General features: G+C 33.6%; 27 protein-coding genes and 1 tRNA gene. 10 read left to right on the top strand and 18 right to left on the bottom strand.

The genetic code is table 11. The annotated features are described in order from the left end of the window. Positions 1–123 precede the first annotated feature (123 nt). The gene (locus DCO46_RS16480) at positions 124–291 is read left to right on the top strand and encodes an rSAM-modified peptide (protein ID WP_116753601.1); all 168 of its coding nucleotides are present in this window, start codon (positions 124–126) and stop codon (positions 289–291) included. 5 nt (positions 292–296) lie between these two features. Here the strand turns inward: DCO46_RS16480 and DCO46_RS16475 are convergent, their stop codons facing one another. After that, positions 297–2,048: a helix-turn-helix domain-containing protein gene (locus tag DCO46_RS16475; protein ID WP_116753600.1), complete on the bottom strand. Its 1,752-nt coding sequence runs from the start codon at positions 2,046–2,048 to the stop codon at positions 297–299. A 166-nt stretch (positions 2,049–2,214) separates the two neighbouring features. Between DCO46_RS16475 and DCO46_RS16470 the strand changes: the two genes are divergently transcribed. From DCO46_RS16470 to DCO46_RS16460, 3 genes are all read left to right on the top strand, one after another. Continuing rightward, positions 2,215–3,396, top strand: a complete 1,182-nt coding sequence (locus DCO46_RS16470) for an acyl-CoA dehydrogenase family protein (RefSeq protein ID WP_116753599.1) — start codon at positions 2,215–2,217, stop codon at positions 3,394–3,396. Positions 3,397–3,482: 86 nt separating this feature from the next. Then, positions 3,483–4,265, top strand: coding sequence for a DUF3050 domain-containing protein (locus tag DCO46_RS16465; protein WP_116753598.1), 783 nt, complete (start codon positions 3,483–3,485; stop codon positions 4,263–4,265). A 66-nt stretch (positions 4,266–4,331) separates the two neighbouring features. Next, entirely contained in the window at positions 4,332–5,084 is a 753-nt protein-coding gene (locus DCO46_RS16460; RefSeq protein ID WP_116753597.1) for an SGNH/GDSL hydrolase family protein, read from the top strand. A gap of 234 nt (positions 5,085–5,318) precedes the next feature. On the opposite strand, the gene DCO46_RS16455 is transcribed toward DCO46_RS16460, so the two are convergent. The 9 genes from DCO46_RS16455 to DCO46_RS16415 all read right to left on the bottom strand — a co-directional run bounded on the left by DCO46_RS16455 (position 5,319) and on the right by DCO46_RS16415 (position 12,562). Continuing rightward, on the bottom strand, positions 5,319–6,332 hold the full coding sequence (locus DCO46_RS16455) for a hypothetical protein (protein ID WP_116753596.1): 1,014 nt from the start codon (positions 6,330–6,332) through the stop codon (positions 5,319–5,321). Between the two features lie 139 nt (positions 6,333–6,471). Then, entirely contained in the window at positions 6,472–7,938 is a 1,467-nt protein-coding gene (locus tag DCO46_RS16450; protein WP_243416336.1) for an NAD(P)/FAD-dependent oxidoreductase, read from the bottom strand. Further along, positions 7,913–9,433: a polyamine aminopropyltransferase gene (locus tag DCO46_RS16445; protein ID WP_116753595.1), complete on the bottom strand. Its 1,521-nt coding sequence runs from the start codon at positions 9,431–9,433 to the stop codon at positions 7,913–7,915. The genes DCO46_RS16450 and DCO46_RS16445 overlap by 26 nt, the downstream gene beginning before the upstream one ends. Continuing rightward, positions 9,426–9,641: a DUF350 domain-containing protein gene (locus DCO46_RS16440; protein WP_116753594.1), complete on the bottom strand. Its 216-nt coding sequence runs from the start codon at positions 9,639–9,641 to the stop codon at positions 9,426–9,428. The genes DCO46_RS16445 and DCO46_RS16440 overlap by 8 nt, the downstream gene beginning before the upstream one ends. A 15-nt stretch (positions 9,642–9,656) precedes the next feature. After that, entirely contained in the window at positions 9,657–9,836 is a 180-nt protein-coding gene (locus DCO46_RS16435) for a hypothetical protein (RefSeq protein ID WP_243416334.1), read from the bottom strand. A 5-nt stretch (positions 9,837–9,841) separates the two neighbouring features. Further along, positions 9,842–11,074, bottom strand: a complete 1,233-nt coding sequence (locus DCO46_RS16430) for a DUF4178 domain-containing protein (RefSeq protein WP_116753592.1) — start codon at positions 11,072–11,074, stop codon at positions 9,842–9,844. Between the two features lie 2 nt (positions 11,075–11,076). Continuing rightward, positions 11,077–11,439, bottom strand: a complete 363-nt coding sequence (locus DCO46_RS16425) for an S-adenosylmethionine decarboxylase family protein (protein WP_116753591.1) — start codon at positions 11,437–11,439, stop codon at positions 11,077–11,079. 200 nt (positions 11,440–11,639) lie between these two features. Then, positions 11,640–11,984, bottom strand: a complete 345-nt coding sequence (locus DCO46_RS16420) for a hypothetical protein (protein WP_116753590.1) — start codon at positions 11,982–11,984, stop codon at positions 11,640–11,642. Then, positions 11,984–12,562: a hypothetical protein gene (locus tag DCO46_RS16415; RefSeq protein ID WP_116753589.1), complete on the bottom strand. Its 579-nt coding sequence runs from the start codon at positions 12,560–12,562 to the stop codon at positions 11,984–11,986. Before DCO46_RS16415 ends, DCO46_RS16420 begins: the two co-directional genes overlap by 1 nt. 161 nt (positions 12,563–12,723) lie before the next feature. Here DCO46_RS16415 and DCO46_RS16410 point away from each other — a divergent pair, with 161 nt between their 5' ends. After that, positions 12,724–13,143: a helix-turn-helix domain-containing protein gene (locus DCO46_RS16410; RefSeq protein ID WP_116753588.1), complete on the top strand. Its 420-nt coding sequence runs from the start codon at positions 12,724–12,726 to the stop codon at positions 13,141–13,143. Positions 13,144–13,213: 70 nt separating this feature from the next. Here DCO46_RS16410 and DCO46_RS16405 read toward each other — a convergent pair. Together DCO46_RS16405 and DCO46_RS16400 are read right to left on the bottom strand one after the other, a co-directional pair. After that, positions 13,214–13,300, bottom strand: a tRNA-Ser gene (locus DCO46_RS16405). Between the two features lie 60 nt (positions 13,301–13,360). Continuing rightward, positions 13,361–14,230: a LysR substrate-binding domain-containing protein gene (locus DCO46_RS16400; protein WP_116753587.1), complete on the bottom strand. Its 870-nt coding sequence runs from the start codon at positions 14,228–14,230 to the stop codon at positions 13,361–13,363. A gap of 90 nt (positions 14,231–14,320) precedes the next feature. Between DCO46_RS16400 and DCO46_RS16395 the strand changes: the two genes are divergently transcribed. Further along, positions 14,321–15,562: an MFS transporter gene (locus tag DCO46_RS16395; protein ID WP_116753586.1), complete on the top strand. Its 1,242-nt coding sequence runs from the start codon at positions 14,321–14,323 to the stop codon at positions 15,560–15,562. 188 nt (positions 15,563–15,750) lie between these two features. Here DCO46_RS16395 and DCO46_RS16390 read toward each other — a convergent pair whose 3' ends face one another. From DCO46_RS16390 to DCO46_RS16365, 6 genes are all read right to left on the bottom strand, one after another. Then, on the bottom strand, positions 15,751–16,782 hold the full coding sequence (locus DCO46_RS16390; protein ID WP_116753585.1) for an asparaginase: 1,032 nt from the start codon (positions 16,780–16,782) through the stop codon (positions 15,751–15,753). Beyond that, the gene (locus DCO46_RS16385) at positions 16,772–17,908 is read right to left on the bottom strand and encodes a 1-acyl-sn-glycerol-3-phosphate acyltransferase (RefSeq protein ID WP_116753584.1); all 1,137 of its coding nucleotides are present in this window, start codon (positions 17,906–17,908) and stop codon (positions 16,772–16,774) included. Before DCO46_RS16385 ends, DCO46_RS16390 begins: the two co-directional genes overlap by 11 nt. Before the next feature lie 63 nt (positions 17,909–17,971). Further along, positions 17,972–18,751, bottom strand: coding sequence for a TatD family hydrolase (locus DCO46_RS16380; RefSeq protein ID WP_116753583.1), 780 nt, complete (start codon positions 18,749–18,751; stop codon positions 17,972–17,974). Positions 18,752–18,910: 159 nt separating this feature from the next. Then, positions 18,911–20,566: a S41 family peptidase gene (locus tag DCO46_RS16375; protein ID WP_116753582.1), complete on the bottom strand. Its 1,656-nt coding sequence runs from the start codon at positions 20,564–20,566 to the stop codon at positions 18,911–18,913. 150 nt (positions 20,567–20,716) lie between these two features. Continuing rightward, positions 20,717–21,442, bottom strand: coding sequence for a tetratricopeptide repeat protein (locus DCO46_RS16370; RefSeq protein ID WP_116753581.1), 726 nt, complete (start codon positions 21,440–21,442; stop codon positions 20,717–20,719). 2 nt (positions 21,443–21,444) lie between these two features. Then, complete coding sequence (locus DCO46_RS16365) at positions 21,445–22,029, bottom strand: RNA polymerase sigma factor (RefSeq protein ID WP_116753580.1); 585 nt, start codon at positions 22,027–22,029, stop codon at positions 21,445–21,447. A 131-nt stretch (positions 22,030–22,160) separates the two neighbouring features. Here DCO46_RS16365 and DCO46_RS16360 point away from each other — a divergent pair, with 131 nt between their 5' ends. From DCO46_RS16360 to DCO46_RS16345, 4 genes are all read left to right on the top strand, one after another. Further along, a complete protein-coding gene (locus tag DCO46_RS16360; protein ID WP_116753579.1) occupies positions 22,161–22,460 on the top strand; it encodes a hypothetical protein in 300 nt (99 codons plus the stop codon). Between the two features lie 137 nt (positions 22,461–22,597). Then, complete coding sequence (locus tag DCO46_RS16355) at positions 22,598–23,584, top strand: hypothetical protein (protein WP_116753578.1); 987 nt, start codon at positions 22,598–22,600, stop codon at positions 23,582–23,584. 111 nt (positions 23,585–23,695) lie between these two features. Further along, positions 23,696–25,648 (top strand): PKD domain-containing protein, encoded by a 1,953-nt coding sequence (locus tag DCO46_RS16350; protein WP_116753577.1) that lies wholly within the window; start codon positions 23,696–23,698, stop codon positions 25,646–25,648. 132 nt (positions 25,649–25,780) lie between these two features. After that, positions 25,781–25,999, top strand: a complete 219-nt coding sequence (locus DCO46_RS16345; RefSeq protein WP_243416333.1) for a hypothetical protein — start codon at positions 25,781–25,783, stop codon at positions 25,997–25,999. Positions 26,000–26,083 lie beyond the last annotated feature (84 nt).

Below are 26,083 nucleotides of genomic sequence, written 5' to 3'. Positions count from 1 at the left end.
GCGGAGATGATACCGAAATAGATGGAAAAGATCCTATTCGTGGTGGCGGAGGTGGAACCGGAACTCTTTAATTTCTAATATTCATTTAAATTTAAATAAAAACTAACCTCAATAAATACAAGTATGGGAAATAAAAAATTAAAATTTGGGGATTTTAAAACTGAAAAATTATCACCCAAACAACAAAAAACAGTAAGAGGTGGTGACGATCCGATAGACGGGAAAGATCCGATTCGTGGCGGAGGCGGCGGAACCGGAATTCCTTTAAGCTCTCCGGTAACCACTAAATAGGTTCACTAGATATTATTCGCAAACTGAGCTGGAGATACTCCAGTTCTTTTGCGAAATGATTTAGCAAATGAAACAGCATTTTTAAATCCTACACTTTCTGCAATTGCCTGGGTTGAATATTTACGATACATATGATTTGTAATCATTTCGTTAATTACATAATTGATTTTTAGCTCATTAGAATATTCTCCAAAAGATTTACCGAATCTTTTATTCACCACATAAGACAAATAAGTGGTATTTGTTTTGATCTTCTTGGCCACATAAGATAAAGTAAAATCGGCATTTAAATATTCATGTTTGTTTTCTAAAGCCAGCAGTTTTTCAACAATTTTGTTTTCTTTGGCTTCATCAATACTCAGATTGACAATTTCTTTTTTATGAATTCCGTCTTCTTCGTTTGTAACTAATATTGTTTCCTTTCTAATTTCAGGATTATCTTTTTTCTCCAGGTTAGCTTTAAATTCCTCTATCAAAGCATTCATTTTTTTATGCGCTTTGTTTTTATCCCTGATGTTTTTTATCAAAAGAAAGACAATTCCGATTACCAGTAAAACATAAAATACTTTTAGAGCTTTGCTCAGCAAAATATCTTTTTCATATTTCTGCTGAATTGTGATCATTTCGTCACTCAAATCTCCAACTCCCAGTTTATAATTTACTTCTAAAGCTTCATTACTTAATTTTGCTTCTGATTTTTCGTAATTATCAAGGTAAATTTTGGAATGTTTAAAGGCCAGTTCCGGCTCCTTACGTATATTATATATTTTCGCCTGGTAATAATTTGACTTCAAAAAGCTTTCGTCCTTGATATTGTTTTTTAAGGAAACAGAATCTACTCTTCTTAAAAATACCAGTGCTTTATCATATTTCTTTGTTTCAAAATATAAATTGCCCAGATTATAATTGGCAATTTTATATTCTCTTTTCATATTATTTTGTTTAGCAAAGAATATGATATCATAATATGTTTTTTCAGCATTTTTGAAATCATTCTTCATATAGTAAACATTTCCCAGGCTTATTTTAGCCATAATATTATTAAGTGGGAAATCCTGAGAATACGAAACTGTTTTTCTATAATAATATGCCGCAGAGTCTAATAAATAGGTCTGGTTTTTGTTTTTTAGGTACCACCCTTCATATGAGCCTGCCAAAGTGAGGTTGTTGTTACTTTTCAGGGTATGAAACAGGTCTTTGGTAAAAGAACTTTCATTCTGATCTATAAAACTATTGAGTTGTTTTAAATTCTTTATCGCCAATTGATAATTCCCAACTGATTCATTTATTAAAGAAATATTACTTTTAAATTTTACGATCTGAATAAGATCTCCTAATTGTGTAGAAAGTTTAATTCCGGTCTGATAATTTTCAAGGGCTTCACTATAATTTCCCCTCTTCCATTCAATCAGTCCTCCATAATTATATAGGTAAGATTTAAGCTGGGTTTTATCTCTTGATTCAGGCATTTTGTCAAGATATTTAAATGCCAGCAGATATTTCTCTTTCGATTTTCCAACATTCCCTTTTAACTGATACAAATACGCTAACGAAACGTTTGCAAAACTCAAATGCTTGTTTTGACCAGATTCAAGCATTTTATTGGTATATGCAAAAGCACTATCTACATTAGTGCCTGAACTTCGCCGTATCCTGTCCTGTAGAATTAAATATTCTTGTTCTGTCAATTCTTTCTTTTGCTGGGCAAAAGAACTTGTTAGAACAAAAAAGAGTAAAAAAGAGATGATCAGCCTCATTTATATTGTTTTTGGAACTCAAAAATAGTTTATATAAAACCAATAAACTAGTATTAATTCGTCTTATTCTTATTTATTTGTTTTTTCTTTTGTAAAAATATAACAATTTAACTTTGTTTTGTTATATTTTTATTATGTAAATTTGTTTTTGTAAAAACTATCAAAAATGAAACCAGATTTATTTCAAGCTCCGGATTATTACAACCTAGACGACTTATTGACTGACGAGCATAAATTAGTTCGTGATTCTGCACGTGCGTGGGTTAAGAGAGAAGTTTCTCCAATTATTGAAGAATATGCTCAAAAGGCTGAATTTCCAAAACAAATTATAAAAGGACTTGGAGAAATAGGTGGTTTCGGCCCTTATATTCCGGTTGAATATGGCGGTGCAGGATTAGATCAGATTTCTTATGGCCTTATTATGCAGGAGATTGAAAGAGGTGATTCTGGTGTAAGATCAACATCTTCGGTACAGTCTTCTCTGGTTATGTATCCTATTTGGAAATATGGTAATGAAGAACAAAGAATGAAATACCTGCCGAAATTGGCAACAGGTGAATTCATGGGATGTTTTGGTTTAACAGAACCTGATCATGGCTCTGATCCGGGAAGTATGATTACCAATTTTAAGGATATGGGAGATCATTATCTTTTAAATGGTGCCAAAATGTGGATTTCTAATGCTCCTTTTGCTGATATTGCCGTTGTTTGGGCAAAAGATGAACAAGGAAGAATTCACGGTTTGATTGTAGAACGCGGAATGGAAGGTTTTTCGACTCCTGAAACTCACAACAAATGGTCGCTGCGTGCTTCTTCTACAGGAGAGCTGATTTTTGATAATGTAAAAGTTCCTAAAGAAAATCTTTTACCAAATAAATCCGGTTTAGGCGCTCCGCTTGGATGCTTGGATTCAGCCCGTTACGGAATTGCCTGGGGTGCTATCGGAGCAGCGATGGATTGCTATGATACTGCTTTGCGTTATGCAAAAGAAAGAATTCAGTTTGGAAAACCAATTGGGGGAACTCAGCTGCAACAGAAAAAACTGGCCGAAATGATTACCGAAATTACCAAAGCGCAATTGTTAACCTGGCGTTTGGGAGTTTTGAGAAATGAAGGAAAAGCAACAACAGCACAGATTTCGATGGCAAAAAGAAACAATGTTGATATGGCGATTCATATTGCCCGTGAAGCCAGACAAATGTTGGGCGGTATGGGAATTACAGGTGAATATTCTATCATGCGCCATATGATGAACCTTGAAAGTGTAATTACTTACGAAGGAACACATGATATCCATTTGCTGATTACCGGAATGGATGTAACTGGAATTCCAGCATTTAAATCGTAAACAACTATTGTTAAATATAGAAAATCAATATTAAAAGCTTCTTCTTATCGGGAAGCTTTTTATATTTGCAGCAAAATTTACGCCTAATGAATATTGAAACTATAAATAATAGCATTCAACCTCAAAAAGAACAACTGTTACAGCATTCTTTATACAATAAAATCCAGACAATTGATCACTTACATAGTTTTGTAGAAAATCATGTTTTTGCAGTTTGGGATTTTATGTCTCTATTAAAAGCTTTACAAGCTAAACTTACCTGTACGACAACACCATGGTTTGCTACAAAAAATCCGGAAACAAGATATTTAATAAATGAAATTGTACTTGCCGAAGAAACCGATCTGACAATTGACGGAAGAAGACAAAGTCATTACGAAATGTATCTGGAAGCAATGGAAAGTTGTGGTGCAGATACCACAGGAATCCATAAATTTCTTTCTGAGGTTCATTCATTGCATAACATATTTGTTGCTATTAAGCAGAGTTCTTTGCATCCTAATGTAAAATCATTTTTAGATTTTACTTTCAGAGTTATTGAACAGGGCAAACCACACGAAATTGCTGCAGCCTTTACTTTTGGAAGAGAAGATTTAATTCCAAGCATGTTTACGGAAATCCTGAATAATTTTCAGAAAAACCTGCCTGATACCGATTTAAGCAAATTAATATATTATTTCGAAAGACATATCGAGCTTGATGCCGATGAACACGGACCAATGGCAATGCAAATGATTACAGATCTTTGTGAAGATGATGCGCAGAAATGGAAAGAAGTTGAAGAAATCTCTATTTTGGCGCTAGAAAAAAGAATTGGTCTTTGGAGTGCTATCGAAGAAGAAATTCTCCTGAAGGCAGAAATGGTATAAAACCAAAACTATAATTTTAACGTAACTATTTGTTTAGAATGACCCAAAACCTAATTTACCCAAATTATGAAAACAGAGTTCAAACAAATAGTTATTGTTTTATTTTCTATATTTCTTCTTAGCTGCAGTTCTGACGAAATTGCTTCACAAGGCAATACCACAACACCCCCAGTCACAAACCCGCCAACTACTCCCATAGCAAATTCTGTAAATTATTTAGCTCTGGGTGACAGTTATACTATCGGTCAGAGTGTTTGTGAAACATGTCGATATCCAGAACAGCTTAAAGCAAGCTTAAACGCAATTTACCCACAGACCAATTTTTCATTAAAAGTAATTGCTACAACCGGGTGGACAACATCTAATTTACTTTCGGCAATGAACAGCCAAAATCTTCAGTCAAATTATGATTTGGTTACTTTATTAATTGGTGTAAATAACCAATATCAGGGACGGGATTTTTCTTTATATGAAAAAGAATTTCCGGAATTATTAAACAATGCAATAATGCTTGCCAAAGGTGACGCCAAAAATGTTATTGTTCTTTCAATACCGGATTATGCTTATACTCCGTTTGGAGTAAGTCTGATGCAGGGGCAGACAGATAAAATTTCTGCAGAAATTAATAAATATAATTCTTTTGCAGAAAACTACTGTAAAACAAAAGGTGTTGACTTTGTAAACATCACAGACATAACACGTAATGGTCTAAACAACCCTACTCTGGTCGCTAAAGATGCCTTACACCCGTCTGAGTACGCTTATAAATTATTTGTGGAGAAATTATTGCCTAAGGTAAAAATAGTGCTTCAGAACTAAATATTTGAGTTTAAAGAAGTAAACTACTCAAAAAAGAGAAAATAGCACCAAGCGCAAACCATAATAATCTTGAAACCCGATTATTACGAATGATTTCTGTTTTGTTTAAATTTTCCATGTCAATGATTTTGACAATAAAATTAAACAAAAGCTAAAGCCTTAAATATCTGTAAAAGCCTTTTTTGTATTAAATTAAGACTAAGTTCTAACACTAATTCTAATCTTAAAATATCATCATTTTCCAGATTTCCATATAAATCCGTCCAAAATATAATGTGTAAATTGTGGAACACTTAATAATGGAACCGCAAAAAATTCCCATCCGGAAAAATTAATCACTGTGATGTTTTCATTCCAAACAAAAATTTCCCAAAGAAATTCTTCTGCAAAGGCGATAAAAAACAGAATTGAAGCATAAATAAAAATACCATTGTACTTTTTAAAATAACGTAAAAAACCTAGTTCTGAATTTGTTTTCCCTTCTATTTCTTTAAAATAAACCAAGGACATATATGGTATCCCATGAGAAATTACATTAAGCAATGTAAAAATCAGATCATTATCAAAATAAACGATTCCAAAATACCATGAAAGTGCCGTACCTAAAATAATAGCGTTTTTAGGTATGTTAAAAAACTTGTTTTTAATACTTTTCCATATAGTATAAACTACATATACAAGAAAAATACTGATGTAAATCCAAAATGCAACTATCAAAATTCGTTTATCATTAAAATGGAAAAATTCGTTTTCAACAAACCAATTGAATTTTCTTGGAGACGATAAAAACCAATATATCATAGGATAACCTGTAGAAGAATAAATTGCAAGATTATCTAAACAGACAGAGAATGTTGTTTTTTCTTCTTGCCTCGAATATAATCTCATAAATCCGTATTGCTGTCTGATGAAGTGATAAACTGCGATATACGCTAAAAATGACCAAAACACCAGACTCCCAAATGCAAAAAGAATAAACCCAATGGAGAAACATAACAGAGGCAAAATTGTTAGCAGCCTTTTTCTTTTCTCAAATTCTTTTTTTACAAAATAAGTCTTGAATAATGTGGCATAAACATGAGCAACATCAATAAAAACGATTAAAAAAAGCCATGTAAAAAATGAATACTTATCTTCAATTCCGGGCAGAAAATCCTGAAACAGAAAAATAATTGCCAATACAAAAAAGGATGGTCCAATTATAAAAAAGAAGTCAGTTTTTGCTTTATGAATCCAGGGTTGTCTCATCTAATAATTCGTTTACTGCATTTATTCCCTGATGAAAAGCTTCTTCAAAAATCGAAATGCCTGATAAATCACTATGTGCGAAATAAATTAATTTTTCAATATTTTGCTTTGCCTGTTTTTTTGCTTCACCAAAAATAAATCAAGGTGCAGGTGAAATCATTCCATGACCAAGAAGAAAAACTTCAATATCTTCCGTATATTCTTCTATGTCGGGATGAGCAATCTTTAAGTCATTCAAAACAAATTGTTTCCAATATTCCTTGTCTTTTTTATAAATCTCTTTTCTGGTTTTTCTTAAATCTCCGGAAGAAAAACTAAAATAATAAGTAATAACTTTTTTCTTCTCAACCTGATTTAAATTTTGATGCTGATTATAAACATAACCTAAGCCTTTAGATCCATAAATAACGTTATCCCATGCCAATGGAAAACTATAATTGTCCGGTAAATCATTTACAATCAAAGTGGCTAAAAGCCAGGGGGTATAATGAAAATCTTTTATAAACGCTTTTCTGTCTTTTATCAAATATTGATTTATAAATTGTGGAGATGCCATTATTACTTTATCAGCAATAATTTCAACCGAAGTTTTGCTGGCATCATCAAAAGCTTTTGCGATTACTTTATTTTTTCTGACTTTCACTTCATAAACCAAATGATTCTTTAAGGATTTATCAGTCGCATATTTTTTCAAATGGTTAGCAAGTCTGGAATTTCCTTCCGGCCAGGTCAAAACTGAGTCATGTTTTTCTTGTGTACAGTCTTGCTTTCTTCCGGCAAAATAATGAATCCCTGCCCAGGCAGAAACATATTCAATTCCTAATCCGAAATCGTCTTTACAGCAATAATCAATATAATTAAACAGAGGTTCTGAAGTAAAGCTATTGTCTCTAAACCATTGTTTCATCGTAATTTTGTCCAAATTCCTTGTTTTCTCATCGGCAGAAGAAAGATAAAGCGGAATGTCAAATAAATATTTTTGATCCTTTCCTCTTGAAGATCTGAAAACATCCATTTGTTTGAAGAACTTTTGAAATTCTAAATCATCTAAAAGCGTATTTCCATTTTTTGGAACGACACCTTCCTGCCAGTTATTTTTATAAAACAACCTTTCATCTGGTGCAAAAGTCAATTGCAATTCGTCAAAAACAGGAAAACCTTTTTCAGTATAACCCAGGATTATCTTTTCTTCTTCCAGAAAATGAAGCAATTCTTTGTCCTGAAAATTAGGTAATGGGAGGTAATGCGCACCCAAAGGATATTTGGAATATTTATTTTCTCCGTTAGAAGAGTTACCACCCAAATGATTTTCTAATTCTAACATCAAAAAATCTGAAATTCCTTTTTTATGAAATTGGCGTGCCGCACTTAAACCGGAAATCCCGCCACCGACAATCAAATACGGAATTTCGATTTGTTTTATTGGCTTAGGAAAATCCTTTGTCCACAAACGATGTCCAAGCAAATGTTTTGTTCCTGACAAACGGATCATTAATACCACGATTTTATCAGAACAAAACTGAAAAAATGGAATCAGAAGCAAAGAAGCACCGACACCTTTTATAAAATTTCGTCTTGATTTATTGCAATTTTCCCCACTCTTCATCAAAATAGCGTACTAATATTTGGTTATCCAGACGATTGATTTCAATTTGATTTGAAATCATGTCATTTGTAAAATAATTAAATCGGTCAAATTGATAATTATAGAATTTTAATCCGGGTGCTTTTCGGTTTACGTCATTAAAAGTAGTTCCGAAACCATTTATCGCAACCGTATAACCCCATTCTCCAAAAGATGGGACATAAGCATGATAAGCATCAACCTGAGGAAAAACCTGCATCACTGTTTTATTGATACACCAAAATGATTTTGGTGCAAAATAAGGGGAAGTTGTTTGTATTACAACAGCCGCATCGGGTTCTAAAATTGTTTTTATTGTCTGGTAAAAATTTAACGAATACAATTTTCCTAAACTGTAATTTGATGGATCCGGAAAATCAATAATCACAACATCAAATTTTTCTTTGCAATTCTTTGCCCAGATATAAGCATCTGTATTAATAACTACAACTTTTTTATTATTAAGTGAGTTTTGATTAAATCCGGTTAATACTTTATTGGTCTTAAAAAGTCTAGTCATTCCCTCATCTAAATCAACTAAAGTTATTTTATCAACCTCTTTATATTTTAGAATTTCGCGAACAGCCAAACCATCTCCTCCACCCAAAACCAAAACATTTTTAGCTCTCTTTGCGATAGACATTACCGGATGCACCAAAGCCTCATGATAACGATACTCATCGGCTGAACTAAACTGAAGATTATTATTTAAATAAAGCCTGTAATCGCTTTTATTGTGAGTTAAAACAATACGCTGATAGGGAGTTGAATTGGTGTATATAATATTTTCCCCATATAATTTGCCTTCTGAATAAGATAAAATATTTTCTGAAAATATAAAAACAACCAATAGCAGCAAAAAAGAAAATATGGCTTTTATCTTTAAGAAATAACTTCTCTTTAATTCTGATTTTAAAAGAAAGCATAAAGCAATTGCAATGCTTATGTTAATCATTCCAAAGAATAAAGAAGTTCCCATTATTCCTAGTTTCGGAACCAATATTAAGGGAAAAAGTATTGATGCCAGCAATGCCCCGATGTAATCAAAAGTAAAAACATTTGAAACCAAATCTTTAAACTCAATTTTATCTTTTAAAATATTCATTAATAAAGGAATTTCCAGTCCTACCAAAAATCCCGTTACAAAAACCAAAAGATATAATATGAACTGAAAAGATGCTACACTCTCAAACAATAAAAATAAAACAACTGAACTCAACCCTCCAATTAAACCAACCAAAATTTCGATTTCAACGAAAGTATTTAGCAGGTTTTTATTGAAAAATTTAGAAAAAAAAGAGCCTATACCCATCGAGAAGAGGTAGACACCAATTATAAACGAAAATTGCTTTACTGAATCACCCAACAAATAGCTCGCAAGAGTTCCGGCAACAAGTTCATAAACAAGTCCGCAGGTTGCAATTACAAATACAGCAAAAAGTAAAAGAAATTCAAATCTGAAAAAATTTTTACCCATGAATTGCTGCACTAATAATCATTGCGATTCCAATGATAAATGCTGCCAAAACAATAGCCACTGCAACATTATTTTTCTCTACAACCTCTTTCCATGTATTCTCAGGTGTAATTTTTTCGATTATAAAATAACCTACTAAAAGGATAACAATTCCTAAAAAAGAATAAATAATCGAATTGACTATTGGTTGAGCATGTATTAATTCCATATTTGTTAAATGTTTTTATTTATGATAAAAGCGATTATATGATGTACGGCTTCCCGCCGAACTAAATTTTTCTGTAGTCTCGCAATCGCAGATTCGGTTTCCTGCCAGTGCAAAATAAATATAACACCCAAAGCAAAAAAGACCAATTAAGAAAGGAGCGCGATTGTTATATATAAAATCCGTAATTTTTTTCATTCTTTTTATTCATTAAAAGGAGAATATGAACTGTCTGACCATCTGTTTTTTTCAAAAGTACTTTTAAAAAATCTTATAGCTAAAAACACTACAAGCATAAAAACAACAACCAGCCAGACATTTCTGTCAGAAGGTTGATTCCAAACGACCTTTACCTTCAAATTGTTATTATTAATATCCTCAGGAGCTTTTAGAGGTGTTATCAAGAGATGGTATTTTCCAGCTTTTACTCCACAGATATTAAATTCCTCAGACTGATTTCCTTCTGTCCATGATTCTCCGTCAGAATAACCATGATAATACTCTATATCTTTACTGGTATAAATTTCATCACCGTTACCTTCGTTTATCAATGCAATATTTACATTGGCCCATGAATTATCTACATCTGTGGAAACTTTGATTGTCATAGGAGCTGATGCGCCATTTAAAACAAAAGAATCGCTTGTAATTTCTTTATTATCAAATTCACTAAATCTAATTACTTTATAAAACACATTCTGTTCAACCTGATCCCTATAGATAAACCAGTTTGCTGTAATAATCAATAAAGCAAAAAAACAAAAAATCACAGCCGTATTTGTGATATTAAATTTATAAGGCTGAATCATGTTTACACCGTTCTGATAAGGCAGTGTTATATGCGGAAAGGCTTTTTTTATTTCGCTCTTTTTAATGTATTCACCATAAAAAGCAGTTTCAACACCATCCATTCTTTCTACTGAAATGATAAACGGAGGTCTAATATATTCAACCAGATGAATCAATTTATTTTGAGGAAGCTGAAAATCAAAAAATCCCTGAGCATTTACAATTTCCGCATCTGAATATTCAAAAATATTGTATTCTTTGTCTTCATATTCCAGAATCAAAGGATGTTTTTTTACTTCAAAAGTTACATCCATTTCACTCAGCAGCATCCAATGACCATTCGAAAGAGAAAGATAAATAAATTCCTTGGCCTCATTTTGCAGAATAAACTCTGTCCAGGAATAATTAGGATAAACATTTTTCCTCAAAATTCCGGTGACTTTATAATCACTCCCTTTAAAAAAACCAACATCGCCAATTTCCAACGGATAATCATTCAGCATTGTTTTATACTGAGATTTTCTGCGAAATCTACCTTCATTATCAATAGCATATAAACTATGACAATTTGGGCAGACAAAATTCACAACATCAAAACCAACCTCTAATTCGGTTACGGTATCACAGCTGTAACAGGGAATCTTCATATTTATCGGTTAATTTCAAAATCCTTAATAATTTTTGCGTCAAAATAAGCAATATAATCAGCCATAACATCACGCACTTTTTGCGAATTATCCTGAAGATAATTACACAAATAAACATCCAGAGTTAGCTGATTGTATTCTGGCCAGGTGTGTATACAAATATGTGATTCTTTGAGGCAGAATGAGATCGTAAAACTATTATTTTCGAAATCATGTACAACTAGTCCAACCTTTTCAAGTTCATATTTATTTAAAATGAAATTAGTAATATCAACAAAACTCTGACTATCTGTAAGCTTATTAATTTCATCAACATGTAAAGTAACCAGTTTATGTAATCCTGGTGAATAAGGGGGTAAATCCATTAAATTATTTGTATAACACAGAAGCCAAATATATAATAATTTCTGTAATAAAATAATCTAAAAAAGGCATTTTCAGGTTAACTTCTCAGAGCTATGTATTTATCTTTTTATTTTTTTTCGGGCAGAAATTTTTGTTTTTCAAGATTAAAAACTTTGTTAATCTCTGGCTTCAATTTCCTGGGGTTTTCAAATTACTTTATTCATTTATAATTCTCAAAATCAACTTCAACTTTTTCAAACATTGCTGCATTTTCCAAAATGGAATTAATCTTTACTAAACCTTCCTGGTTATTCTCCGCCATTATAAAAGCAAAGCCCCAAATATCTTTTGAAAGGGTAAAATATCCAATTTCAGAATTATACGTCATTATAACCTCATCGTTCATCCATAAATCGAGAATATCGGTCATTTTTGGTTTTAGTACGGCGATTGCATTTAGAAAATCAGGAATAAATGTTTCGTTTTCTGCACCATAAAAAATGTCGATCAAAAGCTCCTGAGACTGATAACCGGGACGAAAATAATATTTGTATAATTTATCCACTATTCTTTGATTCTTTTATAATGATATCCTAAATTATAATCAGATCCTGCCCAAAATAAAAATAAAAGCGCACCCGTATTATCGTAAGCATGATTTACCAAAAGCCCATTGTCTTTTGAGAGTCCGATTCTGGTTTTGTGATTATTGTAACCTCCTGCAAGGTATGGAATTCCATTACGTTTCAGATATTTATTGTCCAGATAAAAAAGTCCGTTTTTTAGTTTTCCGCTCAATCCGATACTGTCAGTTGTCACATTATTCTTTTTGGTTACAAATTGTATTCGGTTTATATTGATGACTTTGACCTCAACAATAGCAGATTCTGAATAATCATATTTTGAATCCTGAGATTTTACAAAATAATTCAGGTTATATGTTGTCTTAGATTCCTGAGAATCTATTGTCTGAATATTTCCCTTTTCATCGTATTTCAAGTCGGGAAACAATTCATATTTTCCCTCTAGTTTTGATAAGTCATTTTCTGATAATGCCGATTTATTTTGGTTCACCATTTTATCTGAAAATGAAGCACAGGATGATAAAAGTAAAACTATTGCAAAGCCTATTATAAATTTCATATATCATTCGTTTACTATTTAAAGATAATCTTTATTTCAATAAAAACTTATTCAAAAAGCTGTACTTTTGTTTGTATAATGAAAATTATATCTTACAAAAAAGCCTCGCTTTTTTTACGGAAACACATTATTACTTTTAACCATTTTAAATATTTTGATTCATGAGTACAGCAGTAAAACCAAATCATATAGGACGCAAAATCAGCCGAATTCGTGAGCTGAAAGACATGAAACAAGAAGCATTGGCACAAGCTTTGGGTGTATCTCAACAATCAATTTCTGCCATAGAAAATAGCGAAACTGTTGACGATGAAAAACTAAAACAAGTAGCAAATGCGCTTGGTGTAACTGTTGAAGCAATTAAGAATTTCTCCGAAGAAGCTGTATTTAATTATTTTAATAACATTTACGACAATGACTTTAGTTATAGTAATGGAGCTATTCAATCTAATCATTGTACTTTCAACCCATTAGATAAATTAATAGAGGTTTATGAAGAGAAAGAAAAACTTTATGAACGTTTACTTCAGTCTGAAAAAGATAAAAATGAATATTTGGAGAAGTTATTGAATGGGAAGTAAATTCTTTTATAATAAATAGCTAAACAAAAAATCCCGCAATTTCTAATTGAAATTGCGGGATTTTATTTCGCAGAGAGGAAGGGATTCGAACCCTCGATACAGTTACCCATATACTAGCTTTCCAGGCTAGCTCCTTCAACCACTCGGACACCTCTCTATTTTGGTTTGCAAAGAACACAAAAAAAATCGAGTTACAAAAGTAAAATCTAATATTCCTTCAAATGCTTTTCCTAAATTCTTCCATAAACAATTTTACGGCCTTTTTTTGGTAGCCTCCAATGGTCAGCATAAAAGAATCTCTTCTGGTTGCCACTCCTGTAATCTGAATCGCAATGAGCTCATCCCAGCCTTTTAAGGCTTTTTCGGCAACTATTGTCGCCCAGTCGCTGTCCTGTACCATTTGCAAAAGCGCGTGAATAGAATTTAATTCGATTGCAATTTTTGGCTTCATTTTATTTTTGGCAAACAATTCTTCTACAAATTCTCTTGAATTCGAACCTTTTCCCGGCAAAACAAGCTGAATTTCTTCTATTTTCTTAAAAGCAATTTTATCTAAAACCGCTAAAGGATGCGATTTTGAAACTGCCATTACCATCTGAGACGTAAACAAAGGTACTTTTTGGATCGGTAGATCAATCTGATGAGATGAAATAACGAGAACCAAATCTAATTCGTTGGTCAGTAATTTTTGTTCTAAAGCTTCTGTCGTTCCGTATTCAACGACTATTTTAAGACTTGGATAAGTTTTGGCAAACGAATTGACAACCGGCAGGATCAAAAGTCCGAAAATGTATGTTACTCCTATTCTCAATTCTCCGCCAATCATTTCGTTTAAATCTTCTATGGCCTGTTTTCCGTTTTCTACATTTTCTACCACTTTTTTGGCGTGAATGAGAAAAACAGAACCGGCTTCGGTCAATTGCACTTTCTTTCCTATCCTTTTAAACAAAGGCATTCCGAGTTCTTCTTCCAGTTTTTTAATTTGCTGCGAAAGCCCGGACTGAGTTACAAAACATAATTCGGCAGCTTTGGTAAAATGCAATACCTCAGCAGTTTTAATAAAATATTCGAGTTGGTAAATTTCCATATTGATAAGTTTTAATACTCATTATCAGTAAAATTATTAATTTTTCTAATGAAAACATAATCCCGACCTTTGTATTAAATATTTAAGGTTATGTTTAAAGCGTTAAAATCAAAAAACTTCAAGCTCTTTTTTTACGGTCAGTCTGTTTCGGTAATTGGAACCTGGATGCAGAAAACAGCCGTAAGCTGGATGGTTTACAGTATAACAGGTTCTGTTTTTTTACTTGGACTGGCGACTTTTTTAAGCATGATTCCGTCGTTGTTTTTAGCTCCGCTGGCCGGAAGTATCATCGGGCGTTATGACAGGCACCGTGCTATGATCGTTTTGCAGTCTCTTGCCATGCTTCAGGCTGGTACGCTGGCTTTATTAATTTATCTCAAAATATACAACATCAACTTTATTCTGGCACTGAGTTTAATTCAGGGAATTATTAATGCTTTTGATATGACCTGTCGTCAAACGATGATGATTGATATTGTGAATGACAAGGAAGATTTGCCAAATGCGGTTGCACTAAACTCGACACTTAATAATTTTGCCCGAATTGCAGGCCCTGCGCTTGCTGGAATTATTCTGCATACTTATGGAGAAGACATTTGTTTTATTGGGAATTTCATTAGCTATGTTCCTGTTTTGATTTCGTTATTTATGATGAAAATCACACCACACATCAAAGCAGAAAACAAACTCAAAATGCTTGATGACCTTATTGAAGGCCTGGACTACGTAAAAAAAGAAACCGAAATGGCAAGAATGCTCCTCATGCTAATGTGCAGCAGTATGTTTGTCATTTCTTTTAATACACTAATGCCGGTTTTTGCCAAAGATATTTTTAGCGGAAACGCAGAAACTTTCAGCTGGTTTGAAAGTGCTGCCGGAATTGGTTCTGTTCTGGCTGCTGTTTATATTGCTAATTTAAAATCATCCGGAAACATGAATAAACTGATGATCTCTGCCAGTTTACTAATGGGTTTTAGTATCATTATTCTGGCCATTTCGAGCAATTTAACTGTTGCCCTTATTTGTATGACACTAAGCGGTATCGGAATGATGGGACAAACTTCATCCATCAATATTTATATCCAGACACAGAGTGCGGTCAATATGCGTTCGAGAAGTATCAGTTATTATATGATGGCGTATCAGGGAATGATTCCCGTGGGAAGTTTGATTATCGGATATGTTTCTCACTCACTTGGAGTAAGAGCAACGGTTGCCATTCAGGGAATTATCTGTATTATTTCTGTAATTGTTTATGTGTATTACAAAAAACATAAATCTTCAGAAGATTTGGAAACTTGCCCGGTTGAATATCGAAATTCTAAATTTTAGAAGAAAATTTCAATTTAGAAAATTCCAAATTCCAATTATGCGCAACGTCATGCTGACGAAGGAAGGATCGCACTAGTAATTCCGCATGCAAAGAGCAATCTTTGTCGAGTTTCTTGTGTAATCCTTCCTTCGTCAGGATGACAAACTAGCCTTTTAAATAAACTTATATCACTTATATGGTGAAAAGCTTATAGCGAGATTTCCCCGCGAAGTGCCGTTTCAAAAATATCTTTGAATTCGTTTTGAGGAATATTGTGACCCAGCAAATACATTAATTTGGTAATTGCAGCTTCTGTTGTAATATCTTTTCCTGAGATTACTCCGAGTGATTTTAAGGCCGTACTGGTTTCGTATTGTCCCATATTGACACTTCCGCCGGAACATTGTGTTACATTTACAATATGCAGGCCTGACTGGATTGCTTTTTCAATTAATTTCAAAAACCAATCTTCGGTTGGGGCATTTCCTGATCCGTAAGTTTCCAGAATAATCCCTTGTAAGCCCTGAGTTGACAAAATTGAGGCCAGCACAATTTCGCTCATTCCCGGGAACATTTTTATAATCGCTACGTGATTGTCCAGGTTTTTATGAACAATTAGTTTTGCATCTTTTTTTATAGGAAGAAATAAATGTGAATTCAATTTTAAGTGTACACCAGACTCTACTAATTCAGGATAATTTGGTGCCGTAAAAGCCCTGAAATGTTCTGCGTTTACTTTTGAAGTGCGGTTTCCACGATATAATTTATACTCAAAATACAGACAAACTTCATGAATGACAGGGTTTCCATTTTCTTGAAGTGAAGCAATTTGTATAGCCGTAATCAGGTTTTCCTTTGCATCAGTACGCAAATCACCTATTGGTAATTGTGATCCCGTAAATACAACTGGTTTGGTTAAATTCTCGAGCATAAAACTCAATGCAGAAGCCGAATACGACATGGTATCTGAACCGTGTAAAACTACAAATCCGTCAAACTGGATATAATTTTCCTCGATAATAGTGGCAATCTTTGTCCACATTTCGGGATTCATATTGGAGGAATCAATTGGGTTTTCGAATGAAACGGTTTCTATTTCACAATCCAATTGTTTTAGTTCCGGAATTTTTTGCAATAATTTACTAAAGTTGAAAGCTTTGAGCGCGCCGGTCTCAAAATCTTTGCTCATACCGATAGTTCCTCCGGTATAAATCAGCAATATTTTAGCTTTAGATGACATCCTGATATTTTAATTTGTTGACTACAGGATTGGCATACATAGCCAAAAACCCTTGTCTTGTAACAGGATTGTCGCTTCCGATACGCATTTCTAAACGACGCTCAAAAAGGGATTTTTCGCTTTCTTTATATAAATGCGAAAATTTATTGGTTTCGTTTAAAATATCGTAAGCAATAAAATTGGTTGGCCATAACTGGTAATTTTTCAGAATAGTATCATCAATTACCTGAGCAAGAGCCTGAATTTGTTTGTTGGCATTATCATTTTCTGCCACAATCTGATCAATTTCTGTATCCAGAACATCTCCAACAGAAATATGTATTCTTTTTTTAGTTCCCATGATACCACTCAAAATGGTCATGAAATCTTCATTTTTTTCTTTTATATAAATCTCATTGTTTGCTTCTGCCATTAATTGCGGCATTTTCAAAACATCCGTTGGATCATATTCATACGAAATAGATACCGGAACGATTTTTAGTTTCTTAAAGTAATCCATTAGATTGGCTTCATCAGAACCCATTCCGATCATTTTAAGCACTCCCGGATTGGTTTCGTCGTTTCCGTCTTTGGTACGGCCTTCTCTTTGAGCAATCCAAACCGATCTGTTTTCGCGAAGCAGTAACTGCCCCATGTATTCGGCCAGCAGCTTAGAACTCTGCAGCATTTCTCTTGGCGTTAACCCTCTCAAAACCAAAAAGTTTCTGTTTAGTTTAGCCAGAGTACTTAAGAATGCTTTTTTAACCAGATTATCACCAATTGCCGAAGCTGTCATAACCAAGCCATGCTCAAACAACGAAACGTTTAATAAGGTGGTGTCTAATAATATATCCCTGTGATTGGAGATAAAAAGATAAGAGGTGTTTTTCTCCAGTTTCTCAAAACCTGAAGTTGTAAGTCCTTCTGAACTTCTTTCTAAGACTTTCTGAATGGTATTATAAATAAAATTGCATTGAAAATCACGAATAGAGTGTGTTTTCTTAAGCTGATCTTTCCAAACCTCATCTTCTAATTCCGGAAAAGTAAAGTTCATCATGGCTTTCATCATCGGATGATTGACTACATTATGAAGTGCTTCATTTATTTCGGAGTCATAAAACGGTCTAATCGCATCAAATTTCTGCATTACTTTTATTTATTTAGGTGGGCAAAAGAACAAAAAAAAAACCAAATTAAAGTAACGATTTCGTTAAATACCAAAAACGTCTTTTGAGTTTTGTGTTGTAATTGCTGCTATTTCTTCTTCAGAAACATTATATATATCCGCCAGCTTTGCAATAACATTTACCAGATAACTGCTTTCATTTCTCTTTCCTCTGTACGGGATTGGTGCCAGATACGGCGAGTCTGTCTCCAAAACGATATGCTTTAAATCGATTTGATTCATGAACTGGTCGATTTTTCCGTTTTTGAATGTTACTACTCCTCCAATGCCTAATTTCATTTTATAAGAAATTGCCTGCTGTGCTTGTATTAAAGTTCCGGAAAAACAATGAAAAATCCCAAATAAATCTTCAGATTTTTCTTCTTCAAGGATTTCGAAGATTTCATCAAAAGCTTCACGGCAATGAATTACAATTGGCAACTTGTATTGTTTTGCCAGTTGAATTTGCTTTCTAAAAGCGATTTGCTGTTCTTTAAGATGTGTTTTATCCCAATACAGATCAATTCCGATTTCACCAACAGCGTAGAATTTTCTTTTGGCCAGTTCAGCTTCAACGTGTGCTAACTCATCCAGATAATTATCTTTCACGTAAGTGGGATGTAAACCCATCATTAAAAAGATATTTTCAGGGTAATTTTTCTCCAGATCATACATCGACTGCGTTGCAGCCGCATCGATTGCAGGAATAAAAAAGCGTGTGATTCCGGCATTAATAGCACGCTGAATCATTTCGTCACGATCCTGATCAAATTCTTCCGAATATAAATGGGTGTGTGTATCGGTAATAATTGTTGTTGAATTCAATGGTAAAATTTTAAAACGGCAAAATTACGACAATATTAAAAACTTTCCAATTGGCTTAGTGGAACGCGGATTTTACGGATTCACTTTCGTGAAAGCACAGATGAAAACGGATTTTAATTCTTGTTGTCACCCTTCGTTCTTCAGGGTAACAAATGAGGCTTACTTCCCGATATTAATAAACGACAAAGCGCGGTCAAGAACTTCATCTTTTCCTTCCTGAATTCCTTTTATTGTTGGTTTTACTTCGATATCAGGCACAATTCCGATTCTTTGGGTTTCTCTTCCGTCAGGATAGAAAACTCCAATACCAGTGTATCGGGTGTGAAATCCTTTAAAATCAATATCAACCGCATTTCCGTCTGTTCCAGCGGTCTGACTCCCAATTATTGTTGTATTACCCGCTGTCTGAAGACACATCGCTGTCCATTCTGACTGGCTTATTGAATTTTCGTTTAAAAGAACAATAATTTTTCCTTTGTAATTATCTTTATTTTCAGTGCCGCTGTTTGTTCCGTCTGTCCATTTAAATTTTCCCGGATAATTTAAATAAGGATAGGTGTAAATGGCAAATTTTTCTTCTTTAGCATTCAAAAAATTAGATATTTCTGCATATGTCCCATTCGGGTAATTTCTCATATCAAAAACAATTGCCCTGGTCGATTTCAAAGCTTCAATCATTTCAGGAATGTGTCTGCTTTGTATGGTTCCCATATTCACATAACCTACATTATTCTCCAAAAGCTTAAACTTTTCTTGTTTTTTCTGTGCTCCTTTTTTAAACTCATTTCTATGTGAATCATGATAATTAAACCAAATCATTGATTTTGTTTCGTAATTTCCGTCTTTTAAAAATTCAACTTTTACATTTTCTGATTCACTTGTCAAAATTCGGATAACAGCTTTATCTAAATATGCGGCTTCATTGGATGCACAAATAGCATCCTTTTTTTCTGTCAAAATTTCCTTTATAGTTTTATCATTTATTTTGGTAATTACAGTTCCTATTTTAATATTATCCGCCTCTGCCAGACTATCACCCAGGATTTCGGTCACGATCAATTTCTCATCGATTATTTTACCAGTCGCTGGAAAATAATAATTTTTATTAATTCCTGTTTTTGCAAATGATCCATAAATCTTAAACTCAACATGACTGTCATTCAATTTAGTAGATAATTTTCTCATAACAAGATAAAAATCATCCTCGTTTTTAGCGTCTGCAATTTCGGGCAGAATTTGTTGTAAACTCAAATCCCATGGCTGATCCATAATGTATTTATAAGGAAAAAAATACTCTATGACGTTCCAGTAAGCAGACAGCATTAATATTCTGTTGCCTTTATTGGTATAATCCAGATCGAAATAGTTTCTTGTTTTTTTTAAGGCATCAAAACCATGTTCAAAATCTTCATTACTTTGAAATCTGTTTTCTTCTATAAATTTTAATTTCTTCGAAAGCTTTTTAGAAAAGAGTTTATTGGCACTGATCCATGATAAATTAAAGTTTTTATCAAAAAACCTGACATCTTTTGGCACAGGAATTGGCGCAATTTGTTTTATTGGACCCAAGTTATCAATCCAGTTTTCCATTATCAATGAAAATTCTTCTTTGGTTTCTGCTTTCTCAATTTTTGGTAAAATATCCAGTAATTGCTGATCCCAGTTAAAATCTCCATTGGCTACTTTTGGATGGTAATATTTTAAAAATCCCCAGACTTTACAAGTGGCGGCAAGTTTTTCTGTTTCGGTGATTTTAGAATTTGCTAATGAAAGTTGAGAAAATACTATAATTAGCAATAATGTGATTTTTTTCATTCTAAGATTGTGGTTTTGTTTTTGGTGAGCCGAATATAATATTAAAATTCAAAACCGAAGTATTTTCTTCTTTAATTTACCAAATCCTGTATAAATAAAAACGAGGAATCTCTTATCGAAATTCCTCGTTATATTGTAAAAATTTTGGTCTTATTCCAGTTCTTTTAATAATACCTGAACATCAACATAATCCTCATAATCCTGCGGAATAGTGAGCAGAATTTCTTTGCAGCCGATATAGTTTTTTTGTTTGAGTCTTGTAAGCGCGAGATTCCATGTCGCTTTGTCTTTATAAACAGAATTTCCGGATCTGAGTTCCTGAAAAACAGTTGCCGCTTTTTTGGTTTTGTTGGTTTCTAATAAAGAGATTCCATAAAAATATTGAATTTCAGGTGTTTTTGCCTGCTTTAGGATTTTCTCAAAAAGCGGAACCGCTTCTTTGTACTGACCGGCATTAAAAGCAGTTTCAGCTTGTTTTAAAGTTGCACTTTCTGTACTTCTCTCTGTAAAATAAGCCTGTTCGTGCTGATTAAAATCTTCGTAAACAGGTTTTTGCATATAATTAAAGAAAAACAAACCCACTAAAATTACCACAGAGGCTGCAACCGCATAGTTCCACGGCTTAAAAGCAATTATTTTTGAGCTTTCCTTATTAAAATGTTTATTTGAAATCTTAGTCAGGTTTTCTTTGAACGCTTCTCTTTCTGCCGCAATTCCGAATTTATTTTCCAATTGAAACTGTGCTGTTTTAAAAGATTCAAATTCTGATGCAAACTCCTGATTTTCGGATATTTGTTTTTCAAAATTCGCTTTTTCTTCAACATTCAGTTCATCCTGAAGATATTGATCAAATAATATGTAGCGTTCTTCGTTCATGACTAATTGTTTTTTAAAGATTTAAAATTTTTAGCTTCCTGAATCCATTGTGTTAACTGACCCACGCATAACGATTTCTTCTTACGGACATAACCGTATGTAACGTTAAGTTTTTCAGCAACTTCTTCCATAGATTTAATGGTAAAACTCAACTTTAATAACTCCTGGCATTTGTCTCCCAATTTCCGGAACATGGCATCAAAAAGTTGTTGTTTTTCATCAAATTCTTCGGTGTGCTCTACCAATTCAAGAGCAGATTCACTTATAGATCCCGCATCTTCCTGAATTGTTACCCCTTTATTAGAAGTTTTTTTCAATTCGTTCAGCCATTTTCTTTTACATAACAGGAAAAAATAAGCATCAAACGGACATGTTAATTGTAGTGTATTGGATTTGGCCTGATTAAAAAGCAGGATCATAATGTCCTGAACCACATCCTGCGCCTGATCCTGGTTACCGGAGTTGTTCCTGATATAAAAAACAACTTTGGGAACAAACTTTTTGTAGATCTCCTGAATTATTGCTGAGTTATTTGCAGCGAGTCCTTCAATATATTTTTGGTCGGAATGAATCTTAGTCTTGGCCATAAAACAGCAGTTTAAAACACTAATTTATAAAGAATATTAAAATAAACTTCTATCTGAGGGGTAACAATTATAAAATGAGGTTGATATAACGAAGTAAAATCTTTTGGAATAAACGAAAAAAATTAAGAGAAATGGAAAGTTATCAACTCATAAACGAAAAAAATCTCGACCGGTTTTATAAAATGCTCTCCGCCAAAGAACGAAATGGTTTTGTGATTATCGAACATAACGAAAAACTGCCGTATGCTGTTTTGTCAAAAGAAAAAAAAGAAATAAACCATCCTTTCCATTTATTCCTTACGATGATAACGTTCGGATTTTGGGCGATAATCTGGGTTTACTTTATTATTACGCTTTCGCGAAAAAAAGACATCCTTGTGGCATTGGATGAAGACGGAAATGTCTTTGAAGAAAAATGCCATTCAAAATAAATTTAAAAAAAAAGAGGGGTAACAAAATTTAACCACAATTGATCTCTTTATATAAGCCGGAAAATAAAATTAAAAACAGGGTAACAATTTTCCCCTCTTAAACATCTATCATTAAATAACTATTAAAACTGAATATCATGAAAACAAATTTTAAAACAATCGGACTTTTATTATTCGCTATAACGACATTCGTAAGCTGTGACAACAGTGATGGCGACGACAACAATGTAATCCTGCCTCCAACTTCAGGAGCTTTTAAAAGCATCAGCGAAAAAGGAGTAAAAAGAAATACACAAAACTTTACCATAACTGCAGGAAATGGTGTCGTAACGTTTACTTCTGCCAAAGGGGTAAAAGTGAATATCAACGGTGATTGTTTAACCAAAAACGGAAATGCTGTAACCGGAGCGGTAGATATCGAATATATCGAACTTTTTGACAAAGGAAATATGTTGGTTACCAACAAACCGACTATGGGAATTACTCCTGACGGAAAGAAAAACTTATTGATTTCGGGTGGTGAATTTTTCATCAAAGCTACTCAGGGCGGTGTTGAACTTCAAACCTCCTGTTCTATGACAATGCTTGTTCCTGCTGCTTTAACTGATGGTGTAGACAATACCATGACATTATGGAGGGGTGCAATTGATGAAGCGGGTGAACTGGCCTGGAGAGAAGTAAAAGAAGGTGCTGACGGTGCCAACGGAAAAGGTGGTGTTCAGGGTGAAGGAGCCAATTATTATGTGACTTTTGGAAACTTTGGATGGACAAATGTGGACCGTTTTTACAGTGACCCAAGACCAAAAACGACAATTCTTGCAGATGTTCCTGACGGATACGATAACAACAACAGTGCTGTTTACTTATCTTATGATGGCGAAGGAACTAATGCACTTGCTAAATTAGATACGTACACAACAGCCGGATTATTCAGCGAACACTACGGACAAATTCCGATTGGACTGGCTTGCCATGTGATTTTTGTAACCGAAGACAATGGTCAATGGCGTTATGCAATCAAAGGTGTGACAGTTGCTGCAAATGATGTTTATACTTTCACGCTTGCCGAAACAACAACCGGTACAGAAGCGCAACTGGTGGCTGCAATCAATGCTATTCAGTAACTTACAAATACTTTTTTAAAAGAAAGTGGTGATTTGCTCATCACTTTTTTTTACATTTAATCCTGTTTTAAAATTAGCTCTAATGATTTTAAGACCAAAAACTGTCTAGTTATGAAACCACAACTGTCTATTTTCTTTCTTCTCTTTTCTATTTTTTCGATAGGTCAAATTAAAGTAAAAGACACCATAACACGAAGAGCCAATATTATTTACAATCAAAACGGAAATCAGGTTAATTATAAACCGGAAACTCCTCCGTTGATTCCGATTGCCGGTGCCCCAAAACCAAGTTATTCTTATTTATGGGAACTTGGAGACGGTCATTACAGTAAAGAAGCAGAACCAAAACATGTGTATAAAAACAAAGGGACTTACACAACCAGACTGGCTGTAACCAACAACTACGACAACGGAAAACCTCCTGCAACACGCCCGAAAAAAGTGGCTGTAAATGATATAACGGATACTAACTATAAAGACATCGCTTCGATTGCAGACCAAAACGGATTTGCAATCTTAAAAAACTGTGATCCGATTCCCGAACAGGAAATGGTAGTCATAGTGGGTTATCAGAATTTGGAGAATTATGTCTCCGGCGGTAAGCTGTATTTGTTTTATAATGAGAAACAATTCAAGGATAAAAATTTTGAATTAGTCGATTTCAGGACTTATGCCAACGAACGCGAAATAAAAGAAAATACAGTCGCTTCTGTTGATGATCTTGATGATACAAAATCGTATGTCGCTTCTTCTGAAAACACTTTTAAAACCAAAAAATACAGAAACACAACGACCGAAGAAGATCTTGATGCTTCTTTATTAGATGCTAACAAAACCTATCACAATGTTTCTGTTTTAGAATTTGATGATGCCAATCCGGGAGAGACTCGCAATGTTTTTTTTACTTTTAAAACTACTCCTGAAATGATCAAAGACACCAGCGCAACGGTTACGATGAGAGGAATTTATGTACCCAACAGAAGTTACAAAAACCATAAAATAAAAAATCTGGAGATGGAAATCGTCACGTCTCATGATCCAAATAAAATGGGTTCTAACGGAAGTTTTATGAATTACAGACTGGTGCGTTTTAAAAGGGTTAATTTTAAAACCCGTTTTCAAAATAACGGTGAAGGCCCTGCAAGAATGATTCGTCTGGAAACTGATATTCCGGATATGTTTGACAAAAAGACTTTTAAAATAGAAAGTATGTATCCCGAATGTCCGATTTGTCCAAAAGATGAAGTTCCTACAATAAGCTGCCTGGACACTATTATCAAACAGAAACAGATTTTTTTTACTTTCAAAAACATATATCTGCCGGGAAGCGAGCAGAAGAATGTTCATGAAAAAGACAGTACAAAAGGTTTTGTAAAATATTCCATGAAGTTTAGCAAAGACTTTCATAAGGTAAAAACCAGAAGCCGGACGGCAATTATTTTTGACAAAAATGAACCCATAATTACCAATTACGCCACTACCCGATTTCTTCCCGGAATCTCAATCGGTGTCAAGGCGGGTTATAATTTGTATCCTGATCTGGAAAAATCCACCAGTTATTTTGTTGGTGCGACTATTTCGCCTTTTAAATCGTATCGTTTTTACTGGCAGGCAGAGTGGACAAATGCCTTAAACGAATATAATAGTGCAACAACCATCAAAGACATAAGTATTACAAATGCAAACGGAACACGTCAGCTTCAGCGAACCACTACGACGACTGAAAATAAAAATATCAACTGGGAAGTACCCGTTTTAATTCGTTATAACATCAATAATTATATAGGTATTGGTGCAGGAATTCAGGCGAATATAAATGTTTCTCAGGAACAAAATCAAAACATAAAAACTGAAACTTTTGAAAACGAAAAAGAATTTTATTTATTGAGTACCGAAACTAATGAGAATAAGGTAAAAAACTCTTTTACTGATTTAAAAACGGGACTTTTATTTGATTTAACGGCGGGTTTTGCCAGAATCGGACCAAGCTTGGGAGCGAGATATGTAATTAATTTTGAGCAGAATTTTAATTATTTTCAGTTTTATGGCATCTGGAAGTTTTAATTTTTTTCACCATATAAGTGATATAGGTTCATATTAATAAGGTGGAGTTTTGTTTGTTTCTCTTAAAAAACTAAATTCAAAAGCTTATATTGCTTTTATGATTTAATTTTAAATCTATCCGAAACAATTAATATGAACTTATATCACTTGTATGGTTTAATCTTTCTTTTTATAAATCTGAATGTTTTCGGGCAGAATCAGGAAGATAAAATATATAATGCAATTGATGTTTTTGTTGCAAATCCTTCCGCGGAAGCGTTGCAAAATCTTGCGAAAGAAGAAACTGATTTCTGGAAAAATCCAAAACCAAAAACCAAAGAAGAGTTATTGGCTATTGTGGTTTTAAACTGAAATAAAGCGTATTACGAAAATCAATTTGGGCAATCTGAAAATGCTATAAAAAGCTACGAAAAAGCCTGCAAGCTTTATCAGAAA

Source organism: Flavobacterium sp. HTF (assembly GCF_003105115.1).
Lineage (GTDB): Bacteria > Bacteroidota > Bacteroidia > Flavobacteriales > Flavobacteriaceae > Flavobacterium.
This window is presented reverse-complemented; position numbering and strand designations above follow the sequence as displayed.